Source organism: Thermosulfuriphilus ammonigenes (assembly GCF_011207455.1).
Lineage (GTDB): Bacteria > Desulfobacterota > Thermodesulfobacteria > Thermodesulfobacteriales > ST65 > Thermosulfuriphilus > Thermosulfuriphilus ammonigenes.
In genome coordinates, this window is the sequence record NZ_CP048877.1 from 1210363 (window position 1) to 1227169 (window position 16807).

Annotated in this window: 11 protein-coding genes; 4 read left to right on the top strand and 7 right to left on the bottom strand. The window is 55.1% G+C overall.

Annotation, left to right across the window (positions count from 1 at the left end):
* Positions 1 to 5: 5 nt before the first annotated feature.
* The gene (locus tag G4V39_RS05895) at positions 6 to 1814 is read right to left on the bottom strand and encodes an N-acetylmuramoyl-L-alanine amidase (protein ID WP_166032040.1); all 1809 of its coding nucleotides are present in this window, start codon (positions 1812 to 1814) and stop codon (positions 6 to 8) included.
* Positions 1814 to 4414 (bottom strand): DNA mismatch repair protein MutS, encoded by a 2601-nt coding sequence (mutS, locus tag G4V39_RS05900; protein ID WP_166032041.1) that lies wholly within the window; start codon positions 4412 to 4414, stop codon positions 1814 to 1816. The genes G4V39_RS05895 and mutS overlap by 1 nt, the downstream gene beginning before the upstream one ends.
* A 109-nt stretch (positions 4415 to 4523) precedes the next feature.
* On the opposite strand from mutS, the gene hisI reads away from it, so the two are divergent.
* On the top strand, positions 4524 to 4898 hold the full coding sequence (gene hisI, locus G4V39_RS05905; RefSeq protein WP_166032042.1) for a phosphoribosyl-AMP cyclohydrolase: 375 nt from the start codon (positions 4524 to 4526) through the stop codon (positions 4896 to 4898).
* Positions 4895 to 5767, top strand: a complete 873-nt coding sequence (gene hisG, locus G4V39_RS05910) for an ATP phosphoribosyltransferase (protein WP_166032043.1) — start codon at positions 4895 to 4897, stop codon at positions 5765 to 5767. The genes hisI and hisG overlap by 4 nt, the downstream gene beginning before the upstream one ends.
* A 76-nt stretch (positions 5768 to 5843) precedes the next feature.
* Here hisG and serA read toward each other — a convergent pair whose 3' ends face one another.
* The 4 genes from serA to G4V39_RS05930 all read right to left on the bottom strand — a co-directional run bounded on the left by serA (position 5844) and on the right by G4V39_RS05930 (position 12306).
* Positions 5844 to 7424, bottom strand: coding sequence for a phosphoglycerate dehydrogenase (serA, locus tag G4V39_RS05915; protein ID WP_166032044.1), 1581 nt, complete (start codon positions 7422 to 7424; stop codon positions 5844 to 5846).
* Positions 7421 to 8575, bottom strand: a complete 1155-nt coding sequence (locus G4V39_RS05920) for a pyridoxal-phosphate-dependent aminotransferase family protein (RefSeq protein ID WP_166032045.1) — start codon at positions 8573 to 8575, stop codon at positions 7421 to 7423. Before G4V39_RS05920 ends, serA begins: the two co-directional genes overlap by 4 nt.
* A 90-nt stretch (positions 8576 to 8665) precedes the next feature.
* On the bottom strand, positions 8666 to 9607 hold the full coding sequence (locus tag G4V39_RS05925; protein WP_166032046.1) for a histone deacetylase family protein: 942 nt from the start codon (positions 9605 to 9607) through the stop codon (positions 8666 to 8668).
* Positions 9607 to 12306 carry a bifunctional acetate--CoA ligase family protein/GNAT family N-acetyltransferase gene (locus G4V39_RS05930; RefSeq protein WP_166032047.1) on the bottom strand — a complete coding sequence of 900 codons (2700 nt, stop codon included), beginning with the start codon at positions 12304 to 12306 and terminating at the stop codon, positions 9607 to 9609. The genes G4V39_RS05925 and G4V39_RS05930 overlap by 1 nt, the downstream gene beginning before the upstream one ends.
* A gap of 112 nt (positions 12307 to 12418) precedes the next feature.
* Here G4V39_RS05930 and acs point away from each other — a divergent pair, with 112 nt between their 5' ends.
* Both acs and G4V39_RS05940 read left to right on the top strand, forming a co-directional pair.
* Positions 12419 to 14515 (top strand): acetate--CoA ligase alpha subunit, encoded by a 2097-nt coding sequence (gene acs / locus G4V39_RS05935; protein ID WP_166033081.1) that lies wholly within the window; start codon positions 12419 to 12421, stop codon positions 14513 to 14515.
* A 2-nt stretch (positions 14516 to 14517) separates the two neighbouring features.
* Positions 14518 to 15579 (top strand): phosphotransacetylase family protein, encoded by a 1062-nt coding sequence (locus G4V39_RS05940; RefSeq protein ID WP_166032048.1) that lies wholly within the window; start codon positions 14518 to 14520, stop codon positions 15577 to 15579.
* Here the strand turns inward: G4V39_RS05940 and G4V39_RS05945 are convergent.
* Positions 15567 to 16805, bottom strand: a complete 1239-nt coding sequence (locus tag G4V39_RS05945; RefSeq protein ID WP_246169623.1) for an aminotransferase class I/II-fold pyridoxal phosphate-dependent enzyme — start codon at positions 16803 to 16805, stop codon at positions 15567 to 15569. The genes G4V39_RS05940 and G4V39_RS05945 overlap by 13 nt on opposite strands.
* Positions 16806 to 16807 lie beyond the last annotated feature (2 nt).

Genomic DNA, 16807 nt, shown 5'->3' on the forward strand with positions numbered 1-16807 from the left:
AGGCCTTACTGAAGGTAGGCCATTTGGGTCTCGCGAACGTAGCGGACAATGCCCCTAGCAATCCCCTCGGCCACGGAATCAAGATACTTCTCAGACTTAAGGCGCCTTTCCTCCCTGGGGTTGCTGATGAAGGAGATTTCTACCAAAACAGCGGGCATCTGGGCTCCAATGAGAACAAAGAAGGGAGCCTGCTTGACCCCGTGGTCTTTGATCCGGGAGTAACGGCTCCGAAGATGGCTCACCAAATCCTTCTGGATACAGGTAGCCAGCCGCGAGGACTCCTGAACCTTGGCCGTAAGCATAATCTCCTTGAGGATGCGACGTAGCTGACCGATGGATTTCTGGCTGACAGCATTCTCCCGGGCGGCCACCCTCATGGCCTCCTCGTCGGTGGTGAAGTTAAGATAATACGTTTCTACGCCATAAGCCCTTCGGCGAGGAGAGGCATTGGTATGTATGGAGACGAAGAGATCCGCTCCTCTGGTGTTGGCAATGGCCGTGCGCTGCTCAAGGGGCAAAAATATATCCCGATTGCGGGTGATGATCACCTCACAGCCCAGTTTCTGACGCAGCTTGGCCCGCAGAAGCCGGGCCACCTTAAGGGTAACGGTCTTCTCCTTAAGACCGGTAGGGCCTATAGCCCCGGGATCCTTGCCTCCATGACCCGGGTCAATAACCACCCGCCGAACGGTCAGGCCAAGTTGTTGGGCCAGAGAAAGGCCTTTCCCTGAAGATTTAGGCAGAGGTCTTTCGGCCTTAACTAATGGCCGCCCCTCACCGAGTATGTCCACTACTACCCGGAAGGGCTCCTCCAGATAAAAAACCTTGTAACGAGACAGGCTTCCCAGATCTAGAACCACCCGAACGGTCTTGGGCCGGTACTGGCCCACCCGCACCGCCTTAAGGAGGCCATTTTTAATGGGAATCTCCTCTTTGACATAGGCTGAGGCCAGGGCCGGACGAAGATCTATATAAAGGCGCATCGGTTTCCCCAGGCGAGGATCCGGCCGGAGGAGATGGGCCGAGAAGGCCACCTTATCCGCCAGATCGAGGACCACTCGAGTGTAATTCTCACTTGACCAATGCCGCACACCTTTGAGGAGGACCGGCTCCGGAGGCAGTTTGGCCAAGGGCAGGCTGGCCACCTCCCCTACAGGAAGAGACGGAGATTTAGCTGGAGGCTTCTTGGAGGCCGTCGATTTGACGGCTGAGGTTGACTTCCGGGCCTTAGCGGTTTGACGAACCTTGTCCTTTTGGGTCCGACTCTTGGTAACCTTCTGAGAACGGCTCTTTTTGGAGGCAGAAGCCCTCAGAGCGGCCAGCATCTTGCGGGCCTCTTTAGCCTTGTCCCGTCGGGGATAACGTCTCAAGAGTTCCTTGAGAATTCGCCGGGCCTTATCCGGTCGTTTAAGCTTGTAGGCATAAATTCGGGCCTGATAGAGAAGGGCGTCGTCTGCGTAGCGACTTCGGGGATACCGTTCCACCAACACCTGGTAACGCTTGATAGCGGAGATAAGGTCAGCCCGGCGGCCGGAGTAGCCATAGAGCTCCTCATAACAACGCCCCATCATCAGAAGGGCTGCCGGAGCATAACCGCTCTCGGGGTAAAGAAGATAGACACGGCGAAAATTGTCGATGATTTTAAGCCAGGCGTGACGCTTTTTGACCTGCTTCGTCTTGGAAAAATTGATAAGGGCTTTTTTAGCCTTAAGGTAGGCCTCTTTGGGCCCCTCTGAGCGCCGAGCCTGTAAGCCAGAGGCCAGAGAAAGCAAAAAGAGCAACGCCAAGAGAGGAACAAGGGCTCTGGAGAACATCAATCTTCCTTAGCCAATCTCTTAAGTTCCGCCAAGATATTCAGGGCCTCAATAGGGGTAAGCTGATCTATATCAATCTCCTGTAGTCGCTGCTTAAGCAGGTTATCTGGAGAAAAGAGATCTAGCTGACGCCCACGAAGACGTTTCCGGGAGCCTTTTCGGGCCATACCAGTCAGAATCTCAAACTCTCCCGCCTCTAAGCGGCGCAGGATCTCCTTGGCCCGGCGGATTACCGGCTGTGGCACGCCAGCCAAGGCCGCCACCTGAATACCGTAGCTCCGATTAGCCGGGCCGGGCTGGAGTCGGTGCAAAAATATCACCTGATCGTTCCACTCCTTGACAGCAATGTTGAAGTTTTTGACCTTTTCTGATAGCCGGGCCATCTCCGTGAGTTCGTGGTAATGGGTAGCAAACAAGGTTTTGACCCCTCGGCCGTCTTTTTCTAGCAAATACTCGGCCACCGCCCAGGCAATAGAAAGACCATCATAGGTGGCTGTGCCCCGGCCGATCTCGTCAAGGATAACCAAAGATCGGCTGCTGGCCTGATGAAGGATATGGGCACATTCGGTCATCTCTACCATGAAGGTGCTCTGCCCTCTGGAGAGGGCATCAGAGGCCCCTACCCGAGTAAAGATGCGATCCACCAGGCCGATCCGGGCCTTTTGGGCCGGCACAAAGGAGCCCATCTGGGCCAGGAGGACAATCAGGGCTGTCTGCCGAAGGACGGTAGATTTTCCGGCCATATTGGGGCCAGTAATAATCAAAAGAAGATGGTCTTCATGATCAAGCCGGAGATCATTGGGCACAAAGGCCCCACTGGGTAAAAAGGCCTCCACCACCGGATGACGCCCCTCTTTGATCTCAATGATGGGCTCATCGAGGATCTCCGGCCGGCAGTAGTCTCTTTCTTCTGCCACCTCGGCCAGAGAGACCAGAACATCCAGGACGGCCACCGCCTGGGCCGTTTGCTGGATCTTTGGGCCAAAGGCAGCGGCCTTCTGCCTTATCTCCTCAAAGATCTTTTGCTCGAGGGCCTTGCTCTTTTCCTCTGCCGAAAGAACCTTTTCTTCAAAGGTCTTAAGCTCAGGGGTAATAAAGCGCTCTGCTGAGACCAGGGTCTGTTTACGGATGTAATCCTCTGGGACTTTAGAAAGCTGGCTCTTGGTGACCTCGATGAAATAGCCAAAGACTTTGTTAAACCCCAGCTTAAGGTTGGGGATTCCCGTCCGCGCTCTCTCGCGCCTTTCTATCTCCGCCAGAAAGCCGGCAGCGTCCTGGCGGAGGCGGAGATACTCGTCAAGCTCGGGGTTAAACCCCTCCTTGATGACCCCACCGTCTTTCAGGCTGGCCGGGGCCTCCTCCCGGATGGCCCGGGCGATGAGATCCACCAGCTCAGGCAAAGGGGCCATCTCCTCGGCCAGACGGCCTAAAACCCCCCCCTTACCTGTCAGGGCCTCCTTAAGGTGCGGGATCCTCAATAAGCTGGACTTAAGGGCCAGAAGATCCCTTGGAGTGGCCGTTTTCATTGCCACCCGGGCATTTAAACGCTCCAGGTCATAGACCTCTGCCAGCCCCCCCGAGAGACGCTCCCGGAGATAACCATCGGCTAAAAGTAACTCTACGGCAGACAACCGCTCCTCAATGGCCGCCCTATCAAGAAGGGGGTAGAGAATCCAGTGTTTAAGAAGGCGCCCTCCCATGGGAGTCCGGGTGCGGTCCAGCACCGAGATAAGGCTTCCCCGACGCTCCCCAGAGAGGCTTTTAAGGAGTTCTAGATTCCGTTTAGTCGTCTCATCAATGAGCATAAACTGCGAGAGGCGGTAAAAGAGAGGGGGTTTGAGATGGGGAAGATGCCCCTTTTGGGTCTCTGAGAGATAGCGCAGGAGGCCACCGGCGGCCCGCACCCCGGGCCCCAAACCGTCAAGACCAAAGGCGGCCAGGGTGGCCACCTGGTAGTGTTCTTTAATGAGAACCTCGGCCCGTCCTCGAGAGAGGTTTTCTAGATCATCAAAACTCAAAAAAACCCCGGGAAGAGACTGAAGGATCTTTCCAGTCAATGAAGACTCCCGCAGGCCTTCTGGGAGAAGGAGCTCCCGGGGCTCAAGGCGGAACAGTTCCCCTAAAGCTCCCTCCAGAGGGACCTCAGTGACCCGAAAATGACCGGTGGAGAGGTCAACGACCGCCAGTCCGGCCTGATCTCTTTCAATAACCAAAGAGGCAATGTAGTTATGACTCTTGCTCTCCAGGCCCTCGTCTTCTACATAGAGCCCGGGAGTAACTACCCGGACAACCTCCCGACGCACCAGCCCTTTAGCTGTGCGAGGGTCCTCTACCTGCTCGCAAATAGCCACCTTATAGCCGGCCTGAACAAGCCGGGCCAGGTAAGTAGAGGCCGAAACCACCGGGACTCCACACATGGGAACCTTTTCCTCGGCCCCTTTGTCTCTGGAGGTTAAGGCAATCTCCAGAACCCGGGCGGCAATCTCGGCGTCTTCAAAAAACATCTCGTAGAAGTCCCCCATACGGAAAAAGACAATGGCGTCAGGATAGCGCTCCTTGACCTCCAGATACTGGCGAAGCATGGGAGTGAGCCTGGCCATGCCCTATAACTTGGCGAGATAATTCATCTAAGTCAATTCCGGGATTACCCGTTGACAAAAGGTGGTGACTTAATAAGATGGCAGGCCACAGGGAGAAGGAGGTATAAAAGTGGAAGGCCCAGATTTTAATAAAATGGATCTTATCCCGGTTATCGCCCAAGACTGGGAGACGGGAGAGGTTCTGATGCTGGCCTACATGAATCAGGAGGCCTGGGAGAAGACGCTGGAGACAGGCAAGGTCCACTACTATAGTCGCTCTCGCCAAAAGTTATGGCTCAAAGGTGAGACCTCTGGGCATGTCCAGCTGGTTAAAGAAATTCGCCTTGACTGCGATGCCGACACCCTGCTCATCAAGGTAGAACAGATCGGTGGGGCCGCTTGCCATAAGGGTTACCGAAGCTGTTTTTTCCGCCATCTCCATCAAAATACATGGCAGATTGATATTCCCAAAGTCTTTGATCCTAAGGAGAAGTATGGATCATGAAGATCCTGAAACTGGGTATCCCTAAGGGTAGTCTTCAGCAGTCAACCATAGAACTTTTTGCCAAAAGTGGCTGGAGGGTCTCGGTTAACTCCCGAAGCTACTTCCCAGACATTGACGACCCAGAGATAACCTGCTCTCTTTGCCGGGCCCAGGAGATGAGTCGCTATGTAGAGCAGGGGGTTCTTGATGCCGGCATTACCGGCAAGGACTGGATTCTAGAAAACGACTCGGAAGTGGTTACTGTAACAGACCTTATTTACGCCAAGGTGAGTAAACGGCCTACCCGGTGGGTCTTGGCCGTGCCGGCGGGCTCTCCTATAAGGCGTCTTGAGGACTTAGAGGGAAAAAAGATCGCTACCGAGCTGGTCAATTTTACGCGACGTTACTTTGAGGAGCGAAACATTAATGTCCAGGTAGAATTCTCCTGGGGGGCCACGGAGGCCAAGGTTGTCCAGGGTCTGGCCGATGCCATCGTTGAGGTCACCGAGACAGGAAGCACCATCAGGGCCCACGGATTAGAGATTATCCATGAGCTGATGCAATCAAACCCCCAGTTAATCGCCAATAAAGACGCCTGGGAGGATCCCTGGAAACGCCAGAAGATAGAAAACCTGGCCCTCCTCCTCAAGGGGGCCCTGCGGGCCTATCGCATGGTAGGGCTCAAGATGAACGTCCCCAAAGAGGCCCTAGAAGAGGTAGTAAAGGAACTGCCCAGTCTCAACGCTCCGACCATTTCCCCTCTTTATCAGCAAGAGTGGTATGCCATCGAGACCGTAGTTGCTGAAGACGAGGTAAGAGAGCTTATTCCCAGGCTTATGGCCGCCGGAGCCCAGGGAATCATCGAATATAGCCTGAACAAGGTTATATAATCACGCCCCTTAAGCTCACCAGGGATTCGTTCTCCCGGGAGAACGAATCCCTGAAAAGACCCTTTTCAAGGCTTAATTAAAGCTCAAGAGGCCGGGCCGAGAGGACGTGGGGTAACTTTTTTAGCCTTTCCAGGACCTCACCGTTTACTGACTTGTCGGTAGTCAAGAGAATAATGTTGCTCTTCTGGGCTGGTTCTTGCCCCACGTGCATCCGGGAGATGTTTATCCCCGCCTCACCCAGGGTGATACCGATCTTGCCAATAACCCCCGGACGGTCCTCATTATAGATAAAGAGCATGTGGCCCTCAGGAATAGCATCTAGGCGGAAATCGTTAATCCGAACGATCCGGGGCTCTTTCTTTCCGAAAATGGTTCCCGAGATCTCGTTCTCGCCACCCCGATAACGCACCCGCACGATGAGCAGATTGGTAAAATCCTCGGCCGTAGCCGTCTTGCTTTCGGTAACCTTTATGCCTCGATCTCTGGCGATAATGGGGGCGTTGACATAATTTACCTCATCCCCCATCACCGGAGAAAGAATCCCCTTGAGAATGGCCAGGGTAATGGGGCCCGTTTCCATATCGGCCATCTCTCCCTGATAGGTAATGGAGACAGCCTCAATGGGGCCATCAGCCAGCTGGGTATGAAGGGCCCCGATCTTCTCCCCCAGGGTAATAAAAGGCTGAATCCGAGGAAGCTGATCGGCTGAGACCGAAGGCACGTTGACGGCATTGCGAACCACCCCGTGAAGAAGGTAGTCAACAATCTGGCTGGCCGCCGCGGTGGCCACATTCTTCTGGGCCTCTCTGGTAGAGGCCCCCAGATGGGGAGTACAGATAAAGTTCTCCAGGCCGAAGAGGGGGTGGTCCTTGGGGGGAGGCTCCACCTCAAAGACATCCAGCGCCGCTCCGGCCACCTTACCGCTAACCAGGGCCTGGTAAAGATCTTCTTCGTTGACAATCCCCCCCCGGGCACAGTTAATGAACATGACCCCGTCTTTCATCTTCGCAAAAAGCTCCCGGTTGATAAAACCTTTGGTTTCTTTGGTCAGGGGGACGTGGACACTTATGTAATCTGAACGGGCCAAAAGGGAGTCAAGGTCCACCAGCTCAACCCCTAATTTCTCTGCCGTCTCCTGGGTGATGTAAGGGTCATAGGCCAGAACCTTCATCTTTAGACCGCGGGCCCGGTCGGCAACGATAGATCCTATGCGGCCCACGCCAATGATCCCCAGGGTCTTACCGGCCACCTCTCGCCCCAGAAACTTCTTCTTTTCCCACTTGCCAGCCTTCATGGAGGCAGTGGCCTGAGGGATATTCCGCGAAAGGGCCAGCATCATGGAGATGGTGTGTTCAGCCGCTGAAACCGTATTGCCTCCGGGGACATTCATAACCACAATGCCCCGTTTGTTGGCCGCATCGATATCGACATTATCCAGACCAGTGCCGGCCCGGGCAATAACCTTAAGTCTGGTAGCGGCCGCTATAACCTCGGCCGTAAGCTTGGTACCGGAGCGGATGAGGATGGCGTCCACGTCGGCGATGGCCTCCTTGAGGTCCTCAGGAGACAGGCCAACCTTTTCCACCACCTCAAGGCCGGCGGCCTTAAGGATCTCTTTCCCCTCCTCGGCAATATGATCACTGATGAGGACCTTCATGAGATTCCCTCCTTCAAAAAGTACTCCTGGGCCGCAGCCACCCCCCGGCCCAGCTCAACCTTATAGCCAAGCTCACTAAGAACCATCTCCACCCCGGCAACGGCCAGGATGACATCAAAATGGTTCTGATAACCCATATGGGCTATGCGAAAAATGCGTCCCTTGAGCTGGGCCTGGCCACCGGCAATGGTCAGACCATACTTTTCCCGAAGTCTCTTGACCAGCTCCAGCCCATCAACCCCCTCCGGAACCCGGACTACGGTGACTGTCTCACATGGAGCCTGGGAGAAAAGCTCCAGCCCCAGGGCCTCCATGGCCTTTTTGGTCGCCTCCGAAAGGCAGCGATGGTGGGCAAAAAGACGCTCCAGACCCACCTGACGAAGACGATCAAGAACACTCTTGAGCCCCAAAATAAGGGAAACGGCCGGAGTGTAGGCCGTGGTGGACCGGGCATAGGCCTTAAGCTCCCGACGAAAATCAAAATAGTAGCGGGGGAGGGTGGCCTTCTCCATGGCCTCCCTGGCCCGGGAGCTCAGGCTGACAAAGGAAAGACCGGGAGGCAGGGCAAAGCCCTTCTGGCTTCCGGCAACTACCACATCAAGCCCCCAGGCGCCTACTGGTAAATCATAGACTCCGAGAGCACTTATGGCATCAACCACCAGAAGCGTCTCCCTTTCGCGCACAAGATCGGCCAGTTCTTTAACCGGGTGTTTAACCCCAGTAGAGGTCTCGTGGGCCTGGACAAAGACGGCCCGGGCTAAAGGATGCCGCTTCAGGGTGGCCTCTACCTGCTCGGGCTCAACGGCTCGGCCCCACTCCACCTCAATGGGCACCGCCCGGACCCCAAAGGCCTGACAGATCTCCACCCAGCGTTCACCAAACTTACCGCCTACCACACAGATGGCCTCATCGCCCGGATTAAGGAGGTTGGCCACAGAGGCCTCCATGGCTCCGGTGCCTGAGGAAGCAAAAATGAGGACTGGATCTTCAGTCTGGTAGAGAAACTTGAGTCCCTCCCGAACATCAGAGAGGATCTCTGAAAACTGGGGCGAACGATGATGCATGGTCGGCTGAGCCATAGCCAGAAGGGCCTTAGGAGGAACAGGAACAGGACCAGGGGCTAAAAGTCGTCTCTTATCTAACAGATCCATAAACAAAAACTCCTTTTTGCCAGAGATGGACAAAAGGCAGACTATTATATTTCGGCCAACCCTTGTCAAGGACAGAGAGAAACCTCGGAATTAATGGCCCAGAAGGCCGCAAAGATGGGCCTCTGCCGAGGCCAGAAGGGCACCCGGCTCGTATCCTCCTTCAAGGACAGAGATTACCGGGGCGGAAAATTTTTCGGACCAGGCCCTAACCTCGGCGGCCAGGGCCTTAAAACCTTGGCTAGTAAGGTTAAGAAAGGAGAAATCGTCATCCCGGTGAGCGTCAAACCCGGCAGCAATAATGATCCCTTGAGGAGAGAAGGCGGCCACCTGCGGGAAGATCACCTCCCGCAGAAGCTTAAGATATTCTCGATCACCGGTGCCCATCTTAAGGGGCAAGTTAAGGGTGTAGCCCCGGCCGGCGCCAGCCCCTCGTTCTTCAGCAAAGCCGGTTCCGGGGAAACTTAAGCGCGGATCTTCATGGAAGCTGATATAAAAGACCTCTTTCTCCCGGTAGAAAACCTCCTGAAGCCCGTTTCCATGGTGGGCATCCCAATCCAGAATGAGTATCCTCTTCAGGCTGTAGTTCTCCTGCCAGTAGCGAACCCCAATAGCCACATTGTTTAAAAAACAGAAGCCCTGGGCCCTTGCCGGCCCGGCATGGTGGCCAGGCGGCCGTACCGGACAAAAAACCACCGAATAGCCTTCATTTTCCACCAGATCCACGGCCCTGATGACCGCCCCGGCGGCCAAACGGGCCACTTCAAAGGTGTCAAAACAGATGCCATTGTCATCTCCATGAAAGTGGGATTTAAGCCGCAGACAGGCCTCCTCAAAGGCCATAAGATAGCCTTCTTCGTGAACAGCCTTAAGCCAGGCAAACGGGGCCAAAGAGGGGGCCACAAGGGTCATCTCGGAGGCTAGAGGCCCCTCAGTCAAAAAACGAACCACGGCCTCGGCCCGCCAGGGAGCCTCGGGGTGATTCTCTCCGGGGTCATGATCCTGGAAACGAGGGCTGTAGACCAGAGCCCACATTAGGGGCCCCCTTCTGGGACAAGATCAAGAACCATGCGAACGATATCCTCATCGGCCTCCATCATTTTGAATTTCAGCTTCCGGGCCAGGGCCATCATTCGAGTGTTAGCGGGCATAATCTCCATGAAGATCCTCTTTAGGCCCAGATCCCGGGCCACTTGGATCATAAAGCGACACAAAGCCTGGCCCAGGCCTTTACCCTGCCAGGGGTCACCGACAACCACTGCCATCTCCGCACTCTGTTCATCAGGATACCTTACCAGACGAACTACACCGATGATGCGCAAACGACGGTCTTCTTTTATCTCGGCCACCAGCGCCAGCTCCCGATCGTAGTCTATCTGGCAGTAGTGAATAAGCTCCTCATGGGGCATAAAGAGTTTAGACTCCAGAAAACGGAAGCGGATAGTCTCTTCAGAAAAGGTCCTGAAAAGTTCGGCCATAAGGGGTTCATCTTCCGGCCTTATGGGCCGAATGCGGACCTTGCGACCGTCTTTGAGACGGGTCCCAAAAACAAAGTGGTCTGGATAGGGGCAGAGAGATAGATGGGCCGGGCAGAAGACCCCTTTGGGCCTCTCAGGGAAGAGGGAAGAAAACTCTTCGATTATTATCCGGGCATCCAGGGCATAAACTCCGGCCTCACAGAAAAAAAGAGGGTTGACATGAAGCTCTTTTATCTCAGGGAAGTCGATTATTAGATGGGAGAGACGAACCAGGGTCTTTTCCAGCAAACGGAGATCAAGCGTATCATCCCGGGAGAGATCTTCATAAATAGCGGCCTCTTCCATAAGCCGTCTGGCCAGGGTCTGATTAAGTGGAGGAAGCCCCACGGCACAATGTCTCAAAGAATGTATCAGTTCTCCCCCGGCTCCAAAAAGGATAACACTTCCGAAAGTCTCGCTCTTTCTGGCCCCCAGCGCCAGATCAAAACCCAGCCAACGAATCATCTTCTGGACAATCACCCCTTCTATTCGGGCGCAAGGAGCCCTCTTCTCTACATTGGAGAGTATCTCTTCAAAGGCTCGAGCCACCTGTTCGGGCTCAAAGAGATAAAGAGCCACGGCTCCGCTGGCCCTCTTGTGGAGGATGTCTATGGAATTCACCTTAAGGACCACCGGAAAGCCAATTCTTCTGGCGGCAGCTACCGCCTCCTGCCGGCTAAAGACTACCTGGTAGTCCAGCGTTTCTATCTGATATGCCTCAAGGATTTTAAGAGACTCCGAAAAATTCAGTCTATAGCGCCCCTGTCGAGCGGCAGTAAGGACTACCTCCCGCACCTTCTCCCTTAAAGGGCAAAAGTCCTCTAAAAGGGTGCCTGGGGTTTCATAGAGGAGACGAAGATTACGATCATAGCGATGCATGTACACAAAGCTCTTTACGGCCTCAACCGGGGTGACAAAAGAGGGAATATTCTGATCTTTGAGGATCCTACGGCCCTCGGCCACCCGAGCCTTGCCCATAAGACTGGCAAAAACAGGCTTTTGGGGCTGAGCCTTTGAAGCCTTAACAATAGCCCAGGCCACGTCTTCAGCTGAGATCTGGAGGACTGGAGCATGAATAACCAGTACTCCATCTACGGCCTTATCCTGGAGGCAGGTCGAGATGGCCAAACGATACCTTTCTGGACTGGCTCCAGAGAGGAGATCAAGGGGGTTACCAATAACTTCGGCCGGTACCACCCTGGCCAGATTTTTGACAGTTTCCTCAGAAAAGGAGGCTAAGAGCCCCTGATACTTAATTAAGGCATCAGTGGCCAGTGTCGCCGGCCCTCGGGCATTGGTAATGATAGCCAGTCTTGGTCCTCTGGGCCGCGGCTGTTTGGCCAAACTCTCGGCCAGGTGGAAGAGATCCAAGACCTCCTCCACCTGAATCACACCAGCCCGTTTAAAGGCGGCCTCATAGACTCGATCCTCAGTGATCAGAGCCCCAATAGGGGTCTGGGCCGAGGCCGGTCTTTCAGCAAAACGGCCTCCCTTGACCACCATGATGGGCTTGGCCCGGGCAAAGGCCCGGGCAGCACTCATGAACTTCCGGCCGCTACGCAACCCCTCCAGATAGACGACAATAGCCCTGGTGGCCGGGTCAAGCCCCAAGAAGTCAATCATATCGGCCAGATCTATATCAACTTTGGCCCCCAAAGAGACAAAGAAACTGAATCCCACATTTTTATCTACCGCCCAGTCAAAGACTGCGGCGGCCAAAGTGGCACTATCAGAGAGAAAGGCTAGACCTCCTGCCGGAAGCCGGCCGGGAAGAACACTGACATTCAGACGGAGCCGGGGGCGAATGAATCCCAAAGAGTTAGGACCTAAAAGGCGGAGCCCGTGGGCCTCCCCCAAGGCCTTCAAGCGAGAGATAAGATCTCCGGCCGAGGCCACCCTGGTCCAGAAGTCGGAACAGATAAGCAGTGCTCCCCGGACGGCCTTTTTAACCGCCAATTCAAGATCTGAGACCAGCCGCTCTGGGTCTCCGCAGAGGATGGCCAGATCTATGGGGCGAGGGATGGTTAGCAAGTCAGGATAGGCCTCAACTCCGAAGACTGTCTCTCGGGCCTCATTGATCGGATACACCGCTCCCCGGAAGCCCCAAGCCACTAAATTGCGAAAGATCGTCCCCCCAGGAGAGTTTTCCTCATCGCTGGCCGGGACAACGGCAATACGTCGGGGACGAAAGACCGCATCTAGATTAAAGGTGGACATACCCCCTCCTTTCCTCCAAAAATAGACACTTCTTTTAAGCCATGCCTGGCCAGAGGCCCCCGGGGTGACTAACGTTATTCGTGAACGCTTCTTCAGGCAGAGGGAGGCCAAAATGATCGACAAACTCTTTCGGCCTCGATCAGTTGCCGTAATCGGCGCCTCCCGGGAACCCGGCAAAGTGGGCCACGATGTAGTCAAAAATCTTCTGGCCAGCGGCTTCCCCGGAAAGATCTTCCCTGTAAACCCCAAGGCCAAAGAGATTCTGGGCCTGCCCTGTTGGCCAGATATAGCTTCGGTACCGGAGGCCGTGGACCTGGCTGTGGTAGCTATCCCTGCCCGTCTCGTCCCCCAAATAATCGAGGCCTGTGGAGAAAAAAAAGTTCCGGTGGCCGTCATTCTCTCGGCCGGTTTTAGGGAGGCCGGGGCCGAAGGGGCCCGCCTTGAGGCTCAAGTACTAAAGATTGCCAGAAAATATGGTCTGCGAATCCTGGGGCCCAATTGCCTGGGTGTCATGGACACCGCCACCCCTCTTAACGCCACCTTTGCCGCCCAACCTCCTCTTAAGGGAGAGGTGGGGTTCTTTTCCCAATCTGGAGCTCTGTGCCTGGCCGTCTTAGAGTGGTCTCGAGCCAAGGGGGTGGGCCTGTCTCGCTTTGTCAGCTTAGGTAACAAGAGTGATATCTCGGAGATAGATTGCCTCAGGGCCCTGGCCGATGATCCCCAAACCAAGGTCATTCTAGGTTACCTGGAGGGGGTGACCGATGGTCAAGCCTTCCTGAAGATGGCCCGGGAGGTAACCAGGAAAAAGCCGGTCATCATCCTCAAGGGTGGCACCACCGCTGCCGGAGCCAAGGCGGCCTCCTCCCATACTGGCTCCCTGGCCGGCTCAGAGCAGGCCTACCAAGCGGCCTTCAAACAGACAGGAATCGTTCGGGCCGAAGAGCTGGAGGAGTTCCTCAATCTAGCTCTGGCCTTTGCCCTTCAGCCCCCTCCCTCCGGCCCTAACGTGGTAGTGGTTACTAACTCCGGTGGCCCTGGCATCCTTACGGCCGACGCCTCCGAACGACAGGGGCTCCATCTCCCCAGCCTGGAGAGGGATACGGTGGAACGTCTGCGCCAGATCCTGCCTCCCTATGCCTCATTTTATAACCCGGTAGATGTTCTCGGAGATGCCGACGCCGAACGCTATGAGAAAGTCCTTTCTTTGCTCCTGAAGGAAAAGGACATCAACGCCCTGATCGTTATCCTCTCCACCACGGCCACCATTGACCCCCAGGAGGCGGCCAGACGCCTGGCCGCCTTAGCCCCCCAGGCTAAAGGCACCTCCCTGGTAACCTGTTTTCTGGGAAGTGAGACCTCAGCTACTGCCAGCGGTATTCTGCTTAAGGCCCAAATACCCAATTTTGAATATCCGGAGAAGGCCGTCTCCTGTCTGGCCAAGATGTGGCACTACCGAACCTGGCTGATGACCCCGGAAGAGGAGCCGGTCTCTCTGAAGATAGACCGCCGACGGGCAGCAGCTGTCATTGCCGCAGCCAAACAGGAGAAACGACGTCAGCTCTACGAACACGAAGTCAAAGAAATTTTGGGGGCCTATGGCTTCACCTTCCCACGCTCCCTTATGGCCCGCACCTCCGATGAGGCCCTCCTTTCGGCCAAGGCCATTGGCTATCCTGTGGTTATGAAAATCATCTCTCCCAGCATCATCCACAAAACTGATGTTGGAGGAGTCTGGACAAATATCACCAGTGAGGAAGAGCTTCTGGAGGCCTTCTTCACCCTTACCAGCCGGGCCAGAAAGATAGCCCCCTCATCTTCTATCCTCGGAGTGCTCATCCAGGAGATGGTCAGCGATGGCCGGGAGACCATCCTTGGCTTCAGCCGGGATCCTCAATTTGGCCCCCTGATTATGTTTGGGCTTGGAGGTATCTACGTGGAGGTCCTAAAGGATGTCTCCTTCCGTCTGGCCCCCTTTGGTCGAGGCCAGGCCCAGGAGATGATTCGAGAAATCAGGGGCTATCCCTTGCTTAAAGGAGTCCGTGGCCAGCCCGAGGCTGATCTGGAGGCTCTAAGCCAGGCCATTATTGCCCTGGCACAACTGACCATAGACTTCCCTGAGCTCACCGAGGGAGACATTAATCCTTTAATGGTCCGGCCCCGAGGAAGGGGAGCCCTGGCCGTAGATGCCAGATTGACTCTAGGGGGGTAAAAATGAGCAAGACCCTATATGTAGGATCTACCAGCCGCTACGCCGGAAAGACCTTAGTCACCCTGGCCCTTGGGCACCTGCTAAGTCAAAAAAACATAGCCTATTCTTACTTTAAGCCTGTGGGAGTCTCTCCCCAGATTCTCAACGGTCGGCTTATTGACGAAGAGGCCCTCTTTATCGCCCAGGCCCTGGGCCAGGAGGCCCCGGTGGAGGAGCTGTGCCCGGTTATCCTGACTCAAGACCTGATCATCAGAGCCCTACGAGGAACTGAGCAGAATCTGCTTCAAAAAGTGGTCTCTGGCCACCGCCATCGCCTCCAGAGCGGCCACCCCGTTCTGGCCTCTGGATCTGGCGGCCTTTACAGTGGCAAATTTATGGGCCTCTCTGGGCTAGAGGTGATCCGAGCCCTCGGGGCCCGGGTTATTCTCGTGGCCCGATATCAGGGAGAAGACACCCTTGATGAGATTCTAAGGATTCGGGAAGACCTAAAAGACGACCTGCTGGGGGTGGTTTTTAATGGCCTAAATGCCGCCGAACAAGAGGGGTTCCGGGAGCTGGTGGTTCCCTACTGTCTTTCTCAGGGGTTTAAGATCCTGGGGATCATCCCCCATGACGATCTCCTGGCGGCAGTCTCCGTAGCCGACTTGCGCGACCTTCTGGGGGCCAAACTCATCTGTTGTCCGGAGGAGGAAGGACAGCTCATAGAGCACTTTCTCATTGGGGGGATGCAGGTGGACAAGGCCATTTCCTATTTTCGGCAGACCCCCAATTTTGGGGTCATTGTGGGAGGAGACCGGTCAGACATTCTCCTGGCCGCCATTGAAACCGGAGCCCGTGGACTTATCCTCACCGGAGGCCTCTATCCCCACCAGATTATCATCTCCCAGGCCGAAGAACATCGGGTCCCCATTCTCGTTGTCCCGGACGACACCTATACCGCTGCCCGAAGAATAGATCATCTCCAGCAGCGTATTCGCCTGCGACATCCCCAAAAGATAGAAAAGGTCTTTGAGCTGGGGGAGAGGTATCTGGATACGGCCCCAATAGAAGACTATCTGAGATAGCGCTTCATGAACTCCCGGATCCGGGCATAGGCCTTCTCCAGAACCTCCTCCGGCGGCAAAAAGACTACCCGAAAATGGGCTGTGCCCGGACGCTGACCAAAACCGCTTCCGTGAACTACAACCACCCCTGTCTCCCGGATAAGATCACAGACGAAGTCCCGGTCAGAGATATCCAAATTGATCCGGGGAAAGGCATAGAACGCCCCTTCAGGAGGAACACAGGAAATACCAGGAATATCATTTAGCATCTCCACCGTAAGGTCTCGACGCCGCTCCAGTCGAGAGACAACCTCAGCGATGTGATCCTGCTCGCCCTGAAGGGCCGGAGGAATGGCATACTGCTTGGGATGGCTAGCAGAGAGCCGGGCCCGAGCCAACTTATGGATAGCCTCGATATAATCCCGAATAAGATCCCATTCTCCGCTGACCATTCCCCAGCCGATCCGGAAGCCTGGCGCCAAATAGCACTTAGAAAGACCATTAAAGGTGACTACCGGAAGCTCTCTGGCTAAAGAAGCAATAGAAACATGCTCTCGACCGTCAAAGACTAATTTGTCGTAGATCTCATCGCTCATGATGACCAAATTATGTTCGCGGGCGATCTCTACAATCTGCTCCAGGGTTTCCCGGGGATAGAGAGCTCCGGTAGGATTATTAGGATTGATGATCACAATAGCCCGGGTCTTTTCGTCTATCTTACGAACGATATCATCTATATCTGGCTGCCAGGCCTTCTCTTCGTCCAGATAGTAAGGCCGGGCTTCAGCCCCCAGTTTGGCCACGATAGCCGTATACAAAGGGTAACCAGGGAAAGGCAGGAGAACATTCTCTCCCTCGTTTACCAGAGCCGTGAGGGCAAAGTCTATGGCCTCACTGGCCCCAGAAGTAATAAAGATGTCTGCCGGCTCAAATCCTTTGGCCCGAGCCTCTTGGCGGATGGCCTCTATGGCCTCGTCCACCCCCTCGGAAGCCGAATACCCCGTGCGCCGCTCAAGCATGGCCTGATAGGTGGCCTCGATGAGATGGCGCGGGGTGTCGAAATCATACTGGATTGGATCGCCAATATTTAGAAAAAGCAACTCTTTGCCCGCCTTGGCTGCCTCCTGGGCCACCAAGACGATGTCTCTGACAGCATACTCGATATTCTCTGTCCGCCGGGCCGGCTTAATGGGAGAAAGATCCATTTTACCACCTCGGACTGCGGCCTGGGCCAAACGCATATCCATCA